Source organism: Pseudomonas sp. TH08 (assembly GCF_016651275.1).
GTDB lineage: Bacteria > Pseudomonadota > Gammaproteobacteria > Pseudomonadales > Pseudomonadaceae > Aquipseudomonas.
In genome coordinates, this window is record NZ_JAEKEE010000003.1 from 579,883 (window position 1) to 596,526 (window position 16,644).

The 16,644-nt window shown below is 59.5% G+C and carries 15 protein-coding genes; 9 read left to right on the forward strand and 6 right to left on the reverse strand.

Annotation, left to right across the window (positions count from 1 at the left end):
* Window positions 1-38: 38 nt before the first annotated feature.
* Both JFT91_RS15950 and JFT91_RS15955 read left to right on the forward strand, forming a co-directional pair.
* Window positions 39-440, forward strand: a complete 402-nt coding sequence (locus JFT91_RS15950) for a MerR family transcriptional regulator (protein WP_093434160.1) — start codon at window positions 39-41, stop codon at window positions 438-440.
* 139 nt (window positions 441-579) lie between these two features.
* Window positions 580-1,479 (forward strand): hydroxymethylglutaryl-CoA lyase, encoded by a 900-nt coding sequence (locus JFT91_RS15955; protein ID WP_201232993.1) that lies wholly within the window; start codon window positions 580-582, stop codon window positions 1,477-1,479.
* A gap of 674 nt (window positions 1,480-2,153) precedes the next feature.
* On the opposite strand, the gene JFT91_RS15960 is transcribed toward JFT91_RS15955, so the two are convergent.
* A complete protein-coding gene (locus JFT91_RS15960) occupies window positions 2,154-3,851 on the reverse strand; it encodes an AMP-binding protein (RefSeq protein ID WP_201232994.1) in 1,698 nt (565 codons plus the stop codon).
* A gap of 358 nt (window positions 3,852-4,209) precedes the next feature.
* Between JFT91_RS15960 and JFT91_RS15965 the strand changes: the two genes are divergently transcribed.
* From JFT91_RS15965 to JFT91_RS15980, 4 genes are all read left to right on the forward strand, one after another.
* Entirely contained in the window at window positions 4,210-5,373 is a 1,164-nt protein-coding gene (locus JFT91_RS15965; RefSeq protein ID WP_201226404.1) for an isovaleryl-CoA dehydrogenase, read from the forward strand.
* Window positions 5,374-5,478: 105 nt separating this feature from the next.
* Entirely contained in the window at window positions 5,479-7,083 is a 1,605-nt protein-coding gene (locus JFT91_RS15970; RefSeq protein ID WP_201232995.1) for a carboxyl transferase domain-containing protein, read from the forward strand.
* A gap of 118 nt (window positions 7,084-7,201) precedes the next feature.
* Window positions 7,202-8,011 carry a gamma-carboxygeranoyl-CoA hydratase gene (locus tag JFT91_RS15975; protein WP_201232996.1) on the forward strand — a complete coding sequence of 270 codons (810 nt, stop codon included), beginning with the start codon at window positions 7,202-7,204 and terminating at the stop codon, window positions 8,009-8,011.
* On the forward strand, window positions 8,011-9,960 hold the full coding sequence (locus JFT91_RS15980; RefSeq protein ID WP_201232998.1) for an acetyl/propionyl/methylcrotonyl-CoA carboxylase subunit alpha: 1,950 nt from the start codon (window positions 8,011-8,013) through the stop codon (window positions 9,958-9,960). Before JFT91_RS15975 ends, JFT91_RS15980 begins: the two co-directional genes overlap by 1 nt.
* A gap of 39 nt (window positions 9,961-9,999) precedes the next feature.
* Here JFT91_RS15980 and JFT91_RS15985 read toward each other — a convergent pair whose 3' ends face one another.
* Entirely contained in the window at window positions 10,000-10,659 is a 660-nt protein-coding gene (locus JFT91_RS15985) for a LexA family protein (protein WP_201233000.1), read from the reverse strand.
* A 130-nt stretch (window positions 10,660-10,789) separates the two neighbouring features.
* Here JFT91_RS15985 and JFT91_RS15990 point away from each other — a divergent pair, with 130 nt between their 5' ends.
* Window positions 10,790-11,128 carry a DUF6124 family protein gene (locus JFT91_RS15990; protein ID WP_201233002.1) on the forward strand — a complete coding sequence of 113 codons (339 nt, stop codon included), beginning with the start codon at window positions 10,790-10,792 and terminating at the stop codon, window positions 11,126-11,128.
* Window positions 11,129-11,272: 144 nt separating this feature from the next.
* Here JFT91_RS15990 and JFT91_RS15995 read toward each other — a convergent pair whose 3' ends face one another.
* Window positions 11,273-11,512 carry a hypothetical protein gene (locus tag JFT91_RS15995; protein WP_201226410.1) on the reverse strand — a complete coding sequence of 80 codons (240 nt, stop codon included), beginning with the start codon at window positions 11,510-11,512 and terminating at the stop codon, window positions 11,273-11,275.
* Between the two features lie 97 nt (window positions 11,513-11,609).
* Between JFT91_RS15995 and JFT91_RS16000 the strand changes: the two genes are divergently transcribed.
* Window positions 11,610-12,761, forward strand: a complete 1,152-nt coding sequence (locus tag JFT91_RS16000; RefSeq protein ID WP_201226411.1) for a M14 family metallopeptidase — start codon at window positions 11,610-11,612, stop codon at window positions 12,759-12,761.
* A gap of 141 nt (window positions 12,762-12,902) precedes the next feature.
* Window positions 12,903-14,096 carry an MFS transporter gene (locus JFT91_RS16005; RefSeq protein WP_201233004.1) on the forward strand — a complete coding sequence of 398 codons (1,194 nt, stop codon included), beginning with the start codon at window positions 12,903-12,905 and terminating at the stop codon, window positions 14,094-14,096.
* Here JFT91_RS16005 and JFT91_RS16010 read toward each other — a convergent pair.
* The 3 genes from JFT91_RS16010 to JFT91_RS16020 all read right to left on the reverse strand — a co-directional run bounded on the left by JFT91_RS16010 (window position 14,093) and on the right by JFT91_RS16020 (window position 16,626).
* The gene (locus tag JFT91_RS16010) at window positions 14,093-14,638 is read right to left on the reverse strand and encodes a cytochrome b (protein ID WP_201233006.1); all 546 of its coding nucleotides are present in this window, start codon (window positions 14,636-14,638) and stop codon (window positions 14,093-14,095) included. The two genes, JFT91_RS16005 and JFT91_RS16010, sit on opposite strands and share 4 nt — an antisense overlap.
* The gene (locus JFT91_RS16015) at window positions 14,635-15,741 is read right to left on the reverse strand and encodes a catalase family peroxidase (RefSeq protein ID WP_201233008.1); all 1,107 of its coding nucleotides are present in this window, start codon (window positions 15,739-15,741) and stop codon (window positions 14,635-14,637) included. The genes JFT91_RS16010 and JFT91_RS16015 overlap by 4 nt, the downstream gene beginning before the upstream one ends.
* 120 nt (window positions 15,742-15,861) lie before the next feature.
* Window positions 15,862-16,626 (reverse strand): enoyl-CoA hydratase-related protein, encoded by a 765-nt coding sequence (locus JFT91_RS16020; protein ID WP_201233010.1) that lies wholly within the window; start codon window positions 16,624-16,626, stop codon window positions 15,862-15,864.
* Between the last annotated feature and the right edge of the window lie 18 nt (window positions 16,627-16,644).

The following is a 16,644-nucleotide window of genomic DNA, read 5'->3' on the forward strand; positions in this document are numbered from 1 at the left end:
CCATTAGCTTAGCGCCAAGACCTTTTCCGAGCGCGCCCATGAGCAGCCAGACCTACAGCATTTCCGACCTCGCCCGCGAGTTGGACATCACCACCCGGGCGATCCGCTTTTATGAAGAGCAAGGCCTGCTCAGCCCCGAGCGTCGTGGCCAGGAACGCATTTATTCACCACGCGACAAGGTCAGCCTGAAACTGATCCTGCGCGGCAAGCGCATCGGTTTCTCGCTGGCCGAGTGCCGCGAACTGATTGAGCTTTACGATCCGTCCAGCGGTAACACCAAACAGCTCAACAGCATGCTGGCGAAAATCACCGAGCGCCGTGAACAGCTTGAGCAGCAGCTGCTCGACATCGAGCAGATGAAGCTGGAACTCGACACCGCCGAAGAGCGCTGCGTGCAAGCGCTGGAGCAAACCCTCAAGAGCCAGCAGGCCATTCAGTAACAACCCCATTCCCTGTGGGAGCGAGCCTGCTCGCGAATGCAATTTGTCATTCGACATCTATAGTGATTGACCCGGCGCATTCGCGAGCAGGCTCGCTCCCACAGGGTTCTCCACGAATTCAAAGAACAGGTCAACCGCCATGTCCCTCCTCTCCCAAGTACGCCTGATCGAAGTCGGCCCGCGCGATGGCCTGCAAAACGAAGCCCAACCCATCAGCGTTGCCGACAAGGTGCAACTGGTCGATGCCTTGAGCGCCGCTGGCCTCGGTTATATAGAAGTCGGCAGTTTCGTCTCGCCAAAGTGGGTGCCACAGATGGCCGGCTCCGCCGACGTGTTCGCGCAGATCCAGCGCAAAACCGGCGTGACCTACGGTGCGCTGGCGCCGAACCTGCGCGGCTTTGAAGACGCGATCGCCGCTGGCGTGAAGGAAGTCGCGGTGTTCGCCGCCGCGTCCGAAGCCTTCTCGCAGCGCAACATCAACTGCTCGATCAGCGAAAGCCTGGCGCGCTTCGCACCGATCATGGATGCCGCGAAACAACACGGCGTTACCGTGCGCGGTTACGTGTCCTGTGTGCTCGGTTGCCCGTATGAAGGCACCGTCGCGCCGGAGCAGGTGGCGATGGTCGCCCGCGAGCTGTATGCGATGGGCTGCTATGAAGTGTCTTTGGGCGACACCATCGGCACCGGTACCGCTGGCGCGACCCGGCGCTTGTTCGAAGTGGTGTCGGCGCAGGTGCCACGGGACAAACTCGCCGGGCATTTTCACGACACCTATGGCCAGGCCATGGCCAACATCTACGCCAGCCTGCTCGAAGGCATTTCGGTGTTCGACAGCTCTATCGCCGGCCTTGGCGGCTGCCCGTACGCCAAAGGTGCGAGCGGTAACGTTGCTACCGAAGACGTGGTGTACCTGCTCGATGGCCTCGGCATCGAGACCGGTATCGACCTGGACGCGTTGATTGCCGCGGGTCGGCAAATCAGTGCAGTGCTCGGCCGCCCGAGCGGTTCGCGTGTGGCCAAGGCCCGTAGCGCGCAGTGAGGGGGGAAGGTGTTACCGCTGTGTCTGGAATGTGGGCTTAAGCGAGTAACACGGAAACAAATTGTCTGGTTTTGTCTGGCCGTAAAATCTCGTAAAAACTCAAGCTATTGATTTATAACGACTTTTTAAAGTTGGCACGCGTAATGCTATCTCTATGGCATAACAAGAATAAAAAGCAGCAAACCAATAAAAATAAGACGTACCGACTCTGACATAACAAAAACAACACGGCAGAGACGCAGCTAACAGATTTTTTTGGAGAAGGTGTGCTTTTCAGGGTGCTCTCAGGAGTGACCCGCAACCGGGCAGAGAACAATAAAACTACCTTCAGGTAGCTCCCGAATCGGTTGGATCGCTTAGCGAGAAAGTAGATCAGCGCTCAAAAAAATACGTTTGCTCTTGACCCCGGATGGGGGTCGCCAAAAACAGCGGTAAAGGGCCACGGTTGCCAAAAACAACAACAGACCGACCCTCAATAATAAAAAAGAGCACGCGACGACAAAATTAAAGGGGAGCCTCGGCTCCCCTTTGTGCTTTCTGCGATTCCTGTTTTCACCGCCGATCCCCCTGTTGGAGCGAGCCTGCTCGCGAAAGCGGTGTATCAGACACATCGGCGCTGAATGACACACTGCATTCGCGAGCAGGCTCGCTCCCACATTGGATTGCGTTTCGGGTCAGGCGTGCTTTTCGCGCAGCTCTTCAATGCTGATCTCGCGCATCCTGAATTTCTGAATCTTGCCCGTCACCGTCATCGGAAACTCCTCGACGAACTTGAAGTGCCGCGGCGTCTTGAAGTGCGCGATGCGTTCCTTGCACCAGGTTTGCAGCTCCAGCTCGGACGCATTGTGGCCGGGGTGGAATTTGATCCAGGCGACGATTTCCTCACCGTAACGCGAACACGGAATGCCGATCACCTGCACGTCCGCTACCGCCGGATGGGTGAAGAAAAACTCCTCCAGCTCTCGCGGATAAACGTTTTCGCCGCCACGAATGATCATGTCCTTGTTACGCCCGGCGATGTTCACGTAACCCTCCTCGTTCATGCTCGCCAGATCACCGGTGTGCATCCAGCCAGCCTCGTCGATGGCCTCGGCCGTGGCTTGCGGGTTGCTCCAGTAACCGAGCATCACGCTGTAGCCGCGCGTGCAGAGTTCGCCAATGGTGCCGCGCGGCACGAGGTTGCCGGCGTCGTCGATGATCTTGCTTTCCAATTGCGGCTGAGTGCGGCCGACCGTAGTCACGCGTAATTCCAGCTCGTCGTTCGGACCGGTTTGCAGTGAAACCGGGCTGGTTTCGGTCATGCCATAAGCAATCTGCACTTCACTCATGTGCATCTCGCTGATCACTCGGCGCATCACTTCGATCGGGCAAGTGGCGCCGGCCATGATCCCGGTGCGCAAGCTCGACAGGTCGAACTCGGCGCGTTGCGGCTGATCGAGCATGGCGATGAACATGGTCGGCACGCCGTACAGCCCGGTGGCCTTCTCTTCGGCAACGGTTTGCAAAGTCAGCAACGGGTCGAAGGCATCGTTGGGATAAATCATCGTGCTGCCGTGGGTGATACAGCCGAGGTTGCCCATGACCATGCCGAAGCAGTGATACAGCGGCACCGGGATCACCAGGCGATCGGTCGGGGTCAGGCCGATGCTTTCGCCAACCATGTAGCCGTTGTTGAGAATGTTGTAATGACTGAGGGTCGCGCCTTTGGGAAAACCGGTGGTGCCAGAGGTGTACTGAATGTTCACCGGCTGATCGAAATGCAGGCTTTCGCTGCGTTCGCTGAGTTGTTGCGGGGAGATGCTCAAAGCCATATCAGCCAGTTGCGACCACGGCAGAAATCCTGACGGTGGCTGCGCGTCGAGACTGATCACCCCGCGCAACTCCGGCAGGCGTTCGCTGCGCAGTTGGCCGATGGATTGTTCGGCCAGCTCCGGCACCAGCCCCTGCAACATGCCGTGATAGTTGGAAGACTTGAACGCCCCGGCGCAGACCAGCCACTGACAGCCAGATTGTTTAAGCACGTATTCCAGTTCAGAACTGCGGTAGGCCGGGTTGATGTTGACCAGGATCACGCCGATTTTTGCCGTGGCGATTTGCGTGATGCACCACTGCGCGCAATTGGGTGCCCAGATGCCGAGCCGGTCGCCAGCCTGCAAACCCAATGCGAGCAAGGCTCTGGCATGCACATCCACTGCGTCGGCCAGTTGTCGCCACGAGTAGCGCAAGTGCTGATGGCGCACCACCAGCGCTTCGCCGTCGGCGTACTGCGCTACGGTCTGGTCGAACTTCTGCCCGATGGTCATCGCCAGCAAGGCTTTGTCCTGGGAACCACGGGTGTAGCTGCGCTGCGGATTTGCACTGGGTTGATCCATGACGACCCCTATTGTCTTTATTAGTGGGTTTGCCGGATTACACTTTTTGTGGGAGCCAACTGTGGCAAGGGGATTTACCCCGTTGGGAGGCGAAGCCGCCCCTGCATATCTTCAGACAAATCAGATTTACAGATTTCACGACTGCTTCGCAGCCGCACGGGGATAAATCCCCTCGCCACAAAAGTCCGCTCCCACAAAAAAGTGATCCGTTTTCAATCTTGAACTGCCCCTACTCTCGCTCAAGTTGACGTTAACGTAAAGGGTGATTGACAGTCATTCGTCGCAGGCTTACGTTAACGTAAAGGTGAGAACTGCAATGCCGCTCTCCCCGCCCTACAAAAAAGCCAAAAGGTGACCCATGAGCTATCCATCCCTGAACTTCGCCCTCGGTGAAACCATCGACATGCTGCGCGATCAGGTTCAGTCCTTTGTCGCCAAGGAAATCGCTCCGCGCGCCGCGCAGATCGACAGCGACAACCTGTTCCCCGCCGACATGTGGCGCAAATTCGGTGACATGGGCCTGCTCGGCATTACCGTGCCGGAAGAGTACGGCGGTGCTGGCCTGGGTTATCTGGCGCACGTGGTGGCGATGGAAGAAATCAGCCGTGGCTCGGCCTCGGTGGCGTTGTCCTACGGCGCGCACTCCAATCTCTGCGTCAACCAGATCAACCGCAACGGCAACCACGAACAGAAAAGCAAATACCTGCCGAAGCTGATCAGCGGCGAACACGTCGGTGCCTTGGCGATGAGCGAACCGAACGCCGGCTCCGACGTGGTCTCGATGAAACTGCGCGCCGACAAACGCGGCGACCATTTCGTCCTCAACGGCAGCAAAACCTGGATCACCAACGGCCCCGACGCCAACACCTACGTGATCTACGCCAAGACCGATCTGGAAAAAGGCCCGCATGGCATCACCGCGTTCATCGTCGAGCGCGACTGGAAAGGCTTCAGCCGCAGCAACAAGTTCGACAAGCTCGGCATGCGCGGTTCCAACACCTGCGAGCTGTTTTTCGATGACGTCGAAGTGCCGGAAGAGAACATCCTCGGCGTGCTCAACGGCGGCGTGAAAGTGCTGATGAGCGGCCTCGATTACGAGCGCGTGGTGCTCTCGGGTGGCCCTACCGGGATCATGCAGTCGTGCATGGACCTGATCGTGCCGTACATCCACGACCGCAAGCAGTTCGGCCAAAGCATCGGCGAGTTCCAGCTGATCCAGGGCAAAGTTGCCGACATGTACACCCAGCTCAACGCCAGCCGCGCCTATCTCTACGCGGTTGCCCAGGCTTGCGAGCGCGGCGAAACCACGCGTAAAGATGCCGCCGGGGTAATCCTCTATAGCGCCGAGCGCGCCACGCAAATGGCTCTCGACGCGATCCAGATTCTCGGCGGCAACGGTTACATCAACGAATTCCCGGCGGGGCGTCTGTTGCGCGACGCCAAGCTGTATGAAATCGGCGCGGGCACCAGCGAGATCCGACGCATGCTGATCGGTCGCGAACTCTTCAACGAAACGAAATGAGTTTCGTCAGCGGCAAGCTGCAAGTTCCAAGCTGCAAGAGGACCGCGCTCTTGCTTCAACTTGTAGCTTGTAGCTTGCAACTCGAAGCTGCTACGGAGTAGCCCCATGATTCTGCACACTCAGCTCAATCCTCGTTCAGCGGAGTTCGCCGCCAACAGCGCGGCGATGCTCAAGCAAGTCGACGCCTTGCATACCCTGCTCGCCCAAGTGGCGCAGGGTGGCGGCGCAAAAGCTCAGGAACGCCACACCTCGCGCGGCAAGCTGCTGCCGCGTGAGCGCATCAACCGTTTACTCGATCCGGGCTCACCGTTTCTCGAAATCAGCCAACTCGCTGCCCACGCCGTTTATGGCGAGGACGTGCCCGCCGCTGGCGTGATCGCAGGGATCGGCCGGGTCGAAGGCGTCGAGTGCATGATCGTCGCCAACGATGCGACGGTGAAAGGTGGTTCGTACTATCCGCTGACGGTGAAAAAACACCTGCGCGCGCAAACCATCGCTCAGCAAAACCGCCTGCCATGCATTTATCTGGTGGATTCCGGCGGCGCCAACCTGCCGCGTCAGGACGAGGTGTTTCCGGATCGCGAGCATTTCGGGCGGATCTTCTTCAACCAGGCCAACATGAGCGCCATGGGCATTCCACAAATCGCCGTGGTCATGGGTTCGTGCACCGCGGGCGGTGCTTACGTGCCAGCGATGGCCGACGAAGCGATCATGGTGCGCAATCAGGCAACGATTTTCCTCGCTGGCCCGCCGCTGGTGAAAGCCGCAACCGGTGAAGTGGTGAGCGCCGAGGATCTGGGCGGCGCCGATGTGCACTGCAAGATTTCCGGGGTCGCCGACCATTACGCCGAGAGCGACGAACACGCCCTCGCCCTCGCCCGCCGCAGCGTTGCCAACCTCAACTGGCGCAAGCTCGGCGAAGTGCAACAGCGCACACCGATTGCGCCGCTGTACGCCAGTGACGAGTTGTACGGCGTAGTTTCGGCGGATGCCAAGCAACCGTTCGATGTGCGCGAAGTGATTGCACGGCTGGTCGACGGTTCGGTGTTCGATGAATTCAAGGCACTGTTCGGCACGACGCTGGTGTGCGGTTTTGCTCATCTGCACGGCTATCCGATTGCGATCCTCGCCAACAACGGCATCCTCTTCGCCGAAGCCGCGCAGAAAGGCGCGCACTTCATCGAACTGGCTTGCCAGCGCGGCATTCCATTGCTGTTTTTGCAGAACATCACCGGCTTCATGGTCGGCCAGAAATACGAGGCCGGCGGCATCGCCAAGCACGGCGCGAAGCTGGTAACGGCGGTGGCGTGCGCCAAGGTGCCGAAATTCACCGTGATCATCGGCGGCAGCTTCGGCGCCGGAAACTACGGCATGTGCGGGCGTGCTTACGACCCGCGTTTCCTGTGGATGTGGCCGAACGCGCGGATCGGTGTGATGGGCGCCGAACAAGCGGCTGGCGTGCTGGTGCAGGTCAAGCGCGAACAGGCTGAACGCAGCGGCCAAACCTTCAGTGCCGAGCAGGAAGCCGAGATCAAACAACCGATCCTCGACCAGTACGAGGAGCAGGGTCACCCCTACTATTCCAGCGCACGACTGTGGGACGACGGCGTCATCGACCCGGCGCAGACCCGCGATGTGTTGGCCCTGGCCTTGTCTGCGTCGCTGAACGCGCCAATCGAACCGAGCCGCTTCGGCGTGTTCCGGATGTGATGCTTTTTTGTGGGAGCGAGCCTGCTCGCGAAGGCTTCAGCGCGGTTTACCGGTACGACCGCGTAACCGTTCTTCGCGAGCAGGCTCGCTCCCACAGAAACCGTGGAGACGGATGAATATGAGCGACTTCAATACCCTTGAACTGCAGAACGACCCACGCGGTTTCGCGACGCTGTGGCTCAACCGCCCAGAGAAGAACAACGCGTTCAACGCCGAGATGATCCGTGAACTGATCCTCGCTCTGGACAAAGTCGCCAGCGACGCCAGCCTGCGTTTCCTGCTGGTGCGCGGGCGCGGCAAACACTTCAGCGCCGGCGCCGACCTGGCGTGGATGCAGCAATCGGCCGAACTCGATTACCACACCAACCTCGACGACGCCCGCGAACTGGCTGAGCTGATGTACAACCTCGCCAAACTGAAAATCCCCACCGTGGCCGTGGTGCAAGGCGCGGCGTTCGGTGGTGCACTGGGCCTGATCAGTTGCTGCGACATGGCCATCGGCGCCGATGATGCGCAGTTCTGCCTGTCGGAAGTACGCATCGGTTTGGCGCCCGCAGTAATCAGCCCGTTCGTGGTGCAGGCCATCGGCGAACGCGCCGCACGTCGCTATGCCCTGACCGCCGAACGCTTCGGCGGCCAGCGCGCTCGGGAAATCGGTTTGTTGTCCGATAGCTATCCAAACGCGGAACTTGAGCAACACGTCGAACAATGGATCGACAACCTGCTGCTCAATAGCCCCGCTGCCATGCGCGCCAGCAAAGATTTGCTGCGTGAAGTCGGCAACGGCGCGTTGACCCCGGCGCTGCGTCGCTACACCGAAAACGCCATCGCCCGCATCCGCGTCAGTCCTGAAGGTCAGGAAGGCTTGCGGGCCTTTCTGCAAAAACGTCCGCCGAGCTGGCAAGCCGCAACCAAGGAGCCGCATTGATGAGCGCACCTGTTCTCACCACCCTGCTGGTGGCCAACCGTGGCGAAATTGCTTGCCGCGTGATGCGTACCGCCAAGGCTTTAGGCCTGACCACCGTGGCCGTGCACAGCGCCACCGACCGCAACGCGCGACACAGTCGTGAAGCGGATATCCGCGTCGATCTCGGCGGCAGCAAAGCGGCCGACAGTTATCTGCAAATCGACAAACTGATCGCAGCGGCCAAGGCCAGCGGCGCTCAGGCCATTCATCCGGGTTATGGCTTTCTGTCGGAGAACGCCGGGTTTGCCCGCGCGATTGAAGCGGCCGGATTGATTTTCCTCGGCCCGCCCGCCTCGGCCATCGACGCCATGGGCAGCAAGTCCGCCGCCAAAGCGCTGATGGAAACGGCTGGTGTGCCGTTGGTGCCGGGTTACCACGGCGAAGCGCAGGACCTCGAGACCTTCCGCAGTGCCTGCGAACGCATCGGCTATCCGGTGCTGCTCAAAGCCACAGCGGGCGGCGGTGGCAAAGGCATGAAGGTCGTTGAGGACGTCAGCCAACTGGCCGAAGCATTGGCCTCCGCCCAGCGTGAAGCACAGTCGTCGTTCGGCGACTCGCGGATGCTGGTGGAGAAATACCTGCTGAAACCGCGTCACGTGGAAATTCAGGTGTTTGCCGATCAGCATGGCCATTGCCTGTATCTGAATGAGCGTGACTGCTCGATTCAGCGTCGCCATCAGAAAGTCGTTGAAGAGGCGCCAGCGCCGGGTCTTTCGGCAGAATTGCGGCGGGCGATGGGCGAAGCGGCCGTGCGTTCGGCGCAGGCGATTGGGTATGTCGGCGCAGGCACCGTGGAGTTTCTGCTCGATGCCCGTGGCGAATTTTTCTTCATGGAGATGAACACTCGGTTGCAAGTCGAACACCCGGTGACCGAGGCGATTACCGGTCTCGATCTGGTCGCCTGGCAGATTCGCGTGGCCCGTGGTGAGGCGTTGCCGATCACTCAGGAGCAGGTGCCGCTGAACGGCCATGCGATTGAAGTGCGGCTGTATGCTGAAGACCCTGCAAATGATTTTCTGCCGGCTACCGGGCGTCTCGATTTGTACCGCGAATCGGCGCAAGGGCCGGGGCGTCGGGTGGATAGCGGCGTTGAGCAAGGTGATGAGATTTCGCCGTTCTACGACCCAATGCTTGGCAAGCTGATTGCCTGGGGCGAGGATCGCGAGCAAGCGCGCCTGCGGTTGTTGAGCATGCTCGATGAATTCGCGATTGGCGGTTTGAAAACCAACATCAACTTTCTGCGGCGAATCATCGCGCATCCGGCATTTGCGGCGGCGGAACTGGATACCGGCTTTATTCCGCGTTATCAGGAGCAATTGCTGCCGGCTCAAGGTGAGTTGAGCGATGCATTCTGGGAAGCTGCGGCGCAGGCATTTGTGCAAAGCCTGCCAGAGGTTGCGCGGGCGGATGATCCGGGTTCGCCGTGGGCGCTCAACAGCGGCTTGCGTGCGGGGTTGCCGCAGGAAACCACTGTGCATTTGAGTTGCGAGGGCCAGGATCGCGCACTGACGTTGGGTTCGTCGGGCAATGCCAAACTGTCGGGTGATGCATTGGTGATCGAGCACCAGGGCGTGCGTCGTACGCTGCGCGCGATTCGTCAGGGCGATTCGCTGTATCTGCAATGGCAAGGCGAGCTGCGCCGCGTTGCAGCGTACGACCCCATCGGTGCCGTCGAGGCCAGTCACAGCCATCAGGGCGGCCTGACTGCGCCGATGAACGGCAGCATTGTTCGCGTATTGGTCGAGGCGGGGCAAACGGTCGAGGCCGGTGCGCAACTGGTGGTGCTGGAAGCGATGAAAATGGAGCACAGCATCCGCGCGCCGCACGCTGGCGTAATCAAAGCGCTGTATTGCCAGGAAGGCGAAATGGTCAGTGAAGGCAGCGCTTTGGTTGAACTGGAAGAAGCATGAAAGGAGGATCGATCCTACATAAAACGAGGATCGATCTGACTAGAAACGCGCCGTTGCCAGCACTACCACGCCGATGATTCGACACTCATCGGTAAACAGGGCTTTCGGCCACGTCGGATTGAGCGGTACCAGATAACGCTGGCCGCCCTCTTCGTCGAGCTTGCGAAAAATCGCTTCATCGCTGTCCGACCATTGGGCGATCACCAATTTGCCAGGCACTGCCTGCGCCGCCGTATCGACCAGGATGAGCATGCCTTCGGCAATGCTCGGGCCGCTGGGAGCGGTCATCGAGTCACCCGCCACTGTCAGCCAGAACGCCGCGCCAAGGGCGTGGTAATCCGTCAGTTCGAAACGCTGCTTGTCCTGCGCCTTGCCGTAGGGTTGCGGCTGACTCTCGCGCACCTCGAATGGCGCATTCCAGTCGTTCACCGGATAGCGGAAGTACGGGTTGTACTTCTGCGCCAGAGGCATGTCGTCGTCGGGTATTTGCTGCGGCTCGCGAATGACCATCGCGACTTCGAGGAAATCCATGCCCAGCGCTTGCAGCACTCGGTTCATTTCCGTTACGCCCGGTTCACGACGTTTGTTCAGCCAATGGCCGATGCCGCCCTGGGACATGCCAACACGCTCTCCGAGCTCTGTTTGAGTGATTTTGAGTTCACTCATTTTGGCCTTGACCAACTCAATCCATTTATCCATGTGCGGCACCTTACGCGGACACCTTCGGCCGGCAAAACACATATTGTAGTATTTAAATCCTGGTCACAACTACGGGCCGTACTATGCTGCTCAAACGGATTTCCAATCGAACAAGGAGTGGCCTTTCACCATGAATATCAGCAGCAAAGACTTGCCCGATCTGCAGATCGACACCACCTTCACCTCGCCACAAGGTAACGCCGCTGCGCAGCGAGCACTGGACTATTACTTGAAACCAACTGTGTCAGAGCCCGAGGTCGACGAACGTTTTTTCAACGTCAGACGCCAACTCAGCGGAGAGGAAGCCCTGGTGCACGCGTCAGACTTGCTGCGATGCGCAGCCGCCACCGCGTTCAAGGCAGCCGAAAACCTGCAGGGCGCGAGCCGCGATCTGGCGTTTTCAGTGGTGCATATGGTGGATATGGCGCGGGCGATGGTCGACCATTCGCTCGATGGCGATGACGTCTGAGACACGGGCGTTCGAACGGACAGGAAAGAATTTTCCAATCGCGCAGATAAAAACATTTGACTTGCAAATGATAATGATTATTATTGCACGCAGCTGGTCGCGAGATCAGTCGATGGACCAGAGACCTTAGGTCGGTCTTCTGGACTATCTCCTCATCAGGCTAATCACGGTTTTTGACCCGGCTTTTTGCCGGGTCTTTTTTTTGCCCGTTTTTCGGGCTTGTGGCTTCAGGCTAATGAAGTCTTTAGGTGCTGCAAATTCGATGGCGCGGATAATATCAAAAGAATATCGCTTGGCAAGCGGAGCCCGGCCACATTGGCGCAAACTAATGACAATTAGCACTTGAGAATCAATCGCATAGCGCCTAAGCTGCGTCCGCGTCATGGAAGACGCCCCCCGCCACACCCGGCAATTTCCCTCGGTTTCACTCAAGTCTTGCGTGTAAAGTAACGGCCATAAAAATCATATTCAGGAAGCGATTATGACCGTGGCCAAATCTTCGTTCGACATCAGCGCCAACTTTGACAGCGGCAACATCCAGGTTATCGACATCAGCAATCCGCTCAACCCGGTTCTGGCCATTCGTCCGGACACCCGCAGCGCCCATTTCCAATGGTTCCACTTCAAAGCCAGCGGCCTGCACGTCGGCCAGGAACACTGGTTTCGCCTGAACAACGCCAGCCAGTCTTCCTACAACAAAGCCTGGGACGGTTATCAAGCCGTGGCCTCCTACGATCACGTCAACTGGTTCCGCGTGCCGACCATCTTTGAAGGCGACTGCCTGCGCTTCTGCCTTGAAGCCACCCAGACCCACGCCTGGTTCGCCTATTTCGAACCGTACAGCCGTGGCCGCCATGACTGGCTGATCGAGCAGGCGCTGACCAAGGCTGGCACCGAATTGCTGGCCACCGGCAAAAGCGTCGAAGGCCGCGATATCCAGTTACTGCGCAAAGGCAGCGGCGCCGAAGGCCAGCGCAACATCTGGATCATCGCCCAGCAACATCCGGGCGAGCACATGGCCGAATGGTTCATGGAAGGCGTGATCGAGCGTCTGGAGCGCCAGGATGATCCTGTGCTGAACAAATTGCTGGCCAGCGCCGATCTGTATCTGGTGCCGAACATGAACCCGGACGGTGCCTTCCACGGCCACCTGCGCACCAACGCCATGGGCCAGGACTTGAACCGCGCCTGGCAGAGCGCCAGTCAGGACACCAGCCCGGAAGTCCTGTTCGTGCAGCAACAGATGGAAAAGTATGGCGTCGACCTGTTCATCGACGTTCACGGCGACGAAGAAATCCCCCACGTGTTCACCGCCGGATGCGAGGGCAATCCGGGGTTCACGCCGCGCATCGAGAAACTCGAAGAGCACTTCCGCAACCACCTGAAACACACCACCAAAGATTTCCAGACCAAGTACGGCTACACCCGCGATGAACCGGGCCAAGCGAACATGACTCTGGCCTGCAACAGCGTCGGCCAGAAGTACGACTGCCTGTCGCTCACCCTGGAAATGCCGTTCAAGGATCACGACGACCACCCTGACAAGGAAACCGGCTGGTCGGGTAAACGCTCGAAACAGTTGGGCAAAGACGTGCTCACCACCCTCGCCGACATGGTCGATACGCTGCGCTGATTCCCCTCCTCGTCTGAGAAAAAGATCGCAGCCTTGCTGCGATCTTTTGCTTTGTGCAGTCCACTGCCTTGCGCAATCAGGTTGCAAAATAAAACCACATTGCGATAAGGTTTTATTTTGAAACCTAAAAGGACTGAGGCCATGAAATCTCTAAGCAGCGGTGCCGTTTTGCTGTTCTCTGTGGCATGCGGTCTCGCCGTCGGCAACGTTTACTACGCTCAGCCGTTGCTCGATGCGATGGCCCAGGCGTTTGGCCTGTCTGCGGCGTCCATTGGCATCGTCATCACCTTGACTCAGGTGGGATACGGCGTCGGGCTGGTGTTGTTGGTGCCGCTCGGCGATTTGCTCAATCGTCGCCGTTTGATCGTCACCCAGACTCTGCTGTCGGCGGTAGCCTTGCTGATGATTGCGCTGGCACCCAACAGCCTGTGGCTGTTGCTCGGTATGACGTTGACCGGTTTGCTCGCGGTCGTGACGCAAGTGTTGGTGGCTTACGCCGCGACGCTGGCGATTGCCGCCCAACGCGGTCGAGTGGTCGGCGTGGTCACCAGTGGCATCGTTGTCGGGATTCTGCTGGCGCGCACAGTCGCTGGTGGGATGGCTGATCTGGCCGGGTGGCGGGCCATCTATTTCCTCTCGGCGGGCCTGACGTTGTTGATGGCATTGTTGCTGCTGCGCGTGCTGCCCAGGCATGAAGCCGCGCAACCAGTGACAACCTATGGCGCACTGATCGCCTCGGTATTCAGCTTGTTCAAGGAAGAAGCGGTGCTGCGTCAACGCGCATTGCTCGCGCTGCTGACCTTTGCCAGCGCCATGGTGCTCTGGACGCCGATGGTGCTGCCACTCGCCGCCCCACCGCTCTCGCTTTCCCACAGTGAAATAGGACTTTTCGGACTTGCTGGTGCCGCCGGTGCACTGGCGGCCGCGCGAGCCGGACATCTAGCCGATCGCGGTTTCGGGCAATGGGTCAGTGGCCTTTCGTTATTGCTGATGCTGGCGTCGTGGTTGCCAATCGCCCTCACCCAATCCTCGCTGTGGGCATTGTTGCTCGGCGTGATCACCCTGGACCTCGGTCTGCAAGCCGTGCACGTCACCAGCCAGAGCATGATCTACAGCGTGCGCCCCGAGGCGCAAAGTCGTCTCACCGCCGGCTACATGCTGTTTTATTCGATCGGCAGTGCGCTGGGCTCAATCGGTTCGACAGCCATGTACGCGTGGGCTGGGTGGATTGGCGTGTGCTGGCTCGGCGCCGGAATCAACGCCGTTGCCCTGGCGTACTGGTGGCTGACCCTGAAAAGCGGCGCACCGGCCCAGTGCGCCACGCCAGCCGGTTAACGGCGATCCTTGCTTCGCAACATGCTATCGAGCACCTCGTCGCGGCGCACCCAGCCATGAAACAGCGCTGCCGCCAGGTGCAGCAGCACGGTCAGAAACAGCAGATACGCCAGATACCCGTGCGCCTTGCGCAACAACGCAAACAACTGCGCATCGGCCGGCACAATCGACGGCAACTGCAACGCGGTGCCGAGCATCACCGGTTCACCGGAGGCGCTGATCATTGCCCAGCCGAGTAGCGGCAACACCAGCATCAACGCGTACAGCAACACATGCGAAGCCTTGGCCGCCATCACTTGCCAGTCCGGCAGATCTGTTGGAAGCGGTGGCTGGCGGGTGGAAAATCGCACCAGCAAGCGAACAACGACCAGCGCCAGAATCGCGATCCCCAGTGGTTTGTGCAGATGAATCAGCCATTCATGCCGCTCTGAAACCGAGGTGACCATACCCGCACCGATAAACAGCATGGCGATGATCATAACGGCCATCAGCCAGTGCAGCAGCCGCGCCAGCAGGGCGAAATGCGTCGGTTGAGTGCTCATGGGCGAGCCTCCTGTTTGGCGGCGGGCAACTGGCTGACTTCGCTGGTGCGACGCAGGTAGGAATCGGCATAACCGGCGGAACGCGCCGCAAGCAATGGGTCGTCGCTGCCCTGAATCCCCGCCGGCAGCACCAGCGGGTCATAGTTGATGTCGCGGCACTCACCGCTCAATTGCGGCTGAGTCTTTTCCAGCACCAATGTCCCGGCGTTCAGCACTTTGCGCCCGGCGGGCCAGATTTTGCTCGCATCGTTCAGCGGATCGTCGGCATTCGCCAACGTGATATTCAACTGAAAGCGCAGCGGCGCAGCGGCCAGCCGTTGCACCAGATCGTTTTCGAGAAAATCACTGCCCTGCGCTGCGCTGGCACCTGCAGCGTCCTGCGCCAGCGGAGTCATGCTCCAGCGCACGGCCTGCTTTTTGCCACTGGCGTCCACCAGATAGAAGGCATTGATGCTGTTGTAAGTTTCTGTGGCGTAACTGGCTGACGGCTTGGCCGTCTTCACCCAGGTCAAAAACGGCACGGCTTCCGGGTGTGCGGCAAAGAACGCCGGCACCTTGCTCGGGTCAGGTTTGCCCGTGGCCGGATCCGGCGACTGCGCCTGCTGCAACTGATAGAACGCCTCAGGCGTGCCCACCGGGAACACCGGCATGCTGTTCATCCCGGTGCGCCATTGCTGCCCGTTGGCCTGGGTGAAACGCAACGCCAGACTGCGAATCGGCACGCTGCTGTCCGGGGCATATGGGTTCCCCGCTGGCAGCGCAAAGCGCCCGACCACCGGAGTACGCGATTCGTTGAACACCTGCGCGCTGGAATACGCCCGCGCCTCGCCACTGCTCTCGAAATGCCCGATCACGCACACGCCTTTGGCGTGATTGCGACGAAACCCGGGATGCACGCCGTTGTTCTTCTCCAGCACATCGACCAGCGCTTTTGGCGTCAGCCGCTGTGGGTCAAAGTTGCCATGTACGTAGGCAAACGCCCCTGCTACGGCGGCGACGACCACGGCAATCCCGCTCAGACGCAATATCAGACTTGCCGCACCCAATGGTGGGCGCTGTGGCCCGCCTGGCGGTGAAATGGGCGGTGAGGTGCGATCAACCATGAAAAACTCCAGGGCCATCGGCCATAGGGAAAGGTGCTATGAGACGTACGCCTCGTAGGATTATTCCCTTTGAACTGTAGTTTCTTTCACCTCACTGCGCAGGACGAAGCTACGAGCAGATTACATCTGCTCAAAACGTGGTTCGCGCTTTTCCAGAAACGCTCGCATGCCTTCCTTTTGCCCAGGTGTCGCGAACAGGCCATGAAACACCCTGCGCTCGAACAGAATACCTTCGCGCATCCCGGACTCCGTCGAACGATCCACCGCTTCACGGGCAGCCCGCGTTGCCGTTCGGGGAAAACCGCCGATGCGCTGCGCAACAGCCAAGGCTTGCTCAAGCAAATCATCGGTGGCTATCACCCGTGAAACCAATCCGGCCTGTTCGGCTTCTCGGGCGCAGATCGAGCGTCCGGTCAAAATCATGTCCATGGACTTCGCTCGGCCGATCAGTCGGGTCAGCCGCTGGGTTCCACCCATACCCGGCATCACCCCGAGGGTAATTTCCGGCAAGGCAAAACGCGCGGACTCGGCGGCGATGATCACGTCACACATCATCGCCAACTCGCAACCGCCACCGTAGGCAAACCCCGCAACCGCAGCCACTTTCGGCGTTCTGAAGGCGGCGAATGCGTCCCATCCGGCGAAGTAGTCTTCCTCGATCATCTCCAGACAGGACTTCGCAGACATCTCTTTGATATCGGCGCCAGCAGCGAAGTACTCCTTCGTACCGGTGATAAGGAAACAACCTACACCCGGATCGTTATCCAACCCGCGCAGAGTCTCCAGCAACTCGGTCATCAACTGCGTGCTCAGCGCATTGCGCGCCTGCGGGCGATTGAGCCGAATCAACACCACGCGCCCCAGTCGTTCAATCAAAATGTTCATGTTCATCTCATTCCTTGC

Bases quoted from the DNA above. Each gene is read 5' to 3' on its own strand.
- JFT91_RS15950 (WP_093434160.1), top strand. From the start codon at position 39: ATGAGCAGCCAGACCTACAGCATTTCCGACCTCGCCCGCGAGTTGGAC.
- JFT91_RS15955 (WP_201232993.1), top strand. From the start codon at position 580: ATGTCCCTCCTCTCCCAAGTACGCCTGATCGAAGTCGGCCCGCGCGAT.
- JFT91_RS15960 (WP_201232994.1), bottom strand. From the start codon at position 3,851: ATGGATCAACCCAGTGCAAATCCGCAGCGCAGCTACACCCGTGGTTCC.
- JFT91_RS15965 (WP_201226404.1), top strand. From the start codon at position 4,210: ATGAGCTATCCATCCCTGAACTTCGCCCTCGGTGAAACCATCGACATG.
- JFT91_RS15970 (WP_201232995.1), top strand. From the start codon at position 5,479: ATGATTCTGCACACTCAGCTCAATCCTCGTTCAGCGGAGTTCGCCGCC.
- JFT91_RS15975 (WP_201232996.1), top strand. From the start codon at position 7,202: ATGAGCGACTTCAATACCCTTGAACTGCAGAACGACCCACGCGGTTTC.
- JFT91_RS15980 (WP_201232998.1), top strand. From the start codon at position 8,011: ATGAGCGCACCTGTTCTCACCACCCTGCTGGTGGCCAACCGTGGCGAA.
- JFT91_RS15985 (WP_201233000.1), bottom strand. From the start codon at position 10,659: ATGGATAAATGGATTGAGTTGGTCAAGGCCAAAATGAGTGAACTCAAA.
- JFT91_RS15990 (WP_201233002.1), top strand. From the start codon at position 10,790: ATGAATATCAGCAGCAAAGACTTGCCCGATCTGCAGATCGACACCACC.
- JFT91_RS15995 (WP_201226410.1), bottom strand. From the start codon at position 11,512: ATGACGCGGACGCAGCTTAGGCGCTATGCGATTGATTCTCAAGTGCTA.
- JFT91_RS16000 (WP_201226411.1), top strand. From the start codon at position 11,610: ATGACCGTGGCCAAATCTTCGTTCGACATCAGCGCCAACTTTGACAGC.
- JFT91_RS16005 (WP_201233004.1), top strand. From the start codon at position 12,903: ATGAAATCTCTAAGCAGCGGTGCCGTTTTGCTGTTCTCTGTGGCATGC.
- JFT91_RS16010 (WP_201233006.1), bottom strand. From the start codon at position 14,638: ATGAGCACTCAACCGACGCATTTCGCCCTGCTGGCGCGGCTGCTGCAC.
- JFT91_RS16015 (WP_201233008.1), bottom strand. From the start codon at position 15,741: ATGGTTGATCGCACCTCACCGCCCATTTCACCGCCAGGCGGGCCACAG.
- JFT91_RS16020 (WP_201233010.1), bottom strand. From the start codon at position 16,626: ATGAACATTTTGATTGAACGACTGGGGCGCGTGGTGTTGATTCGGCTC.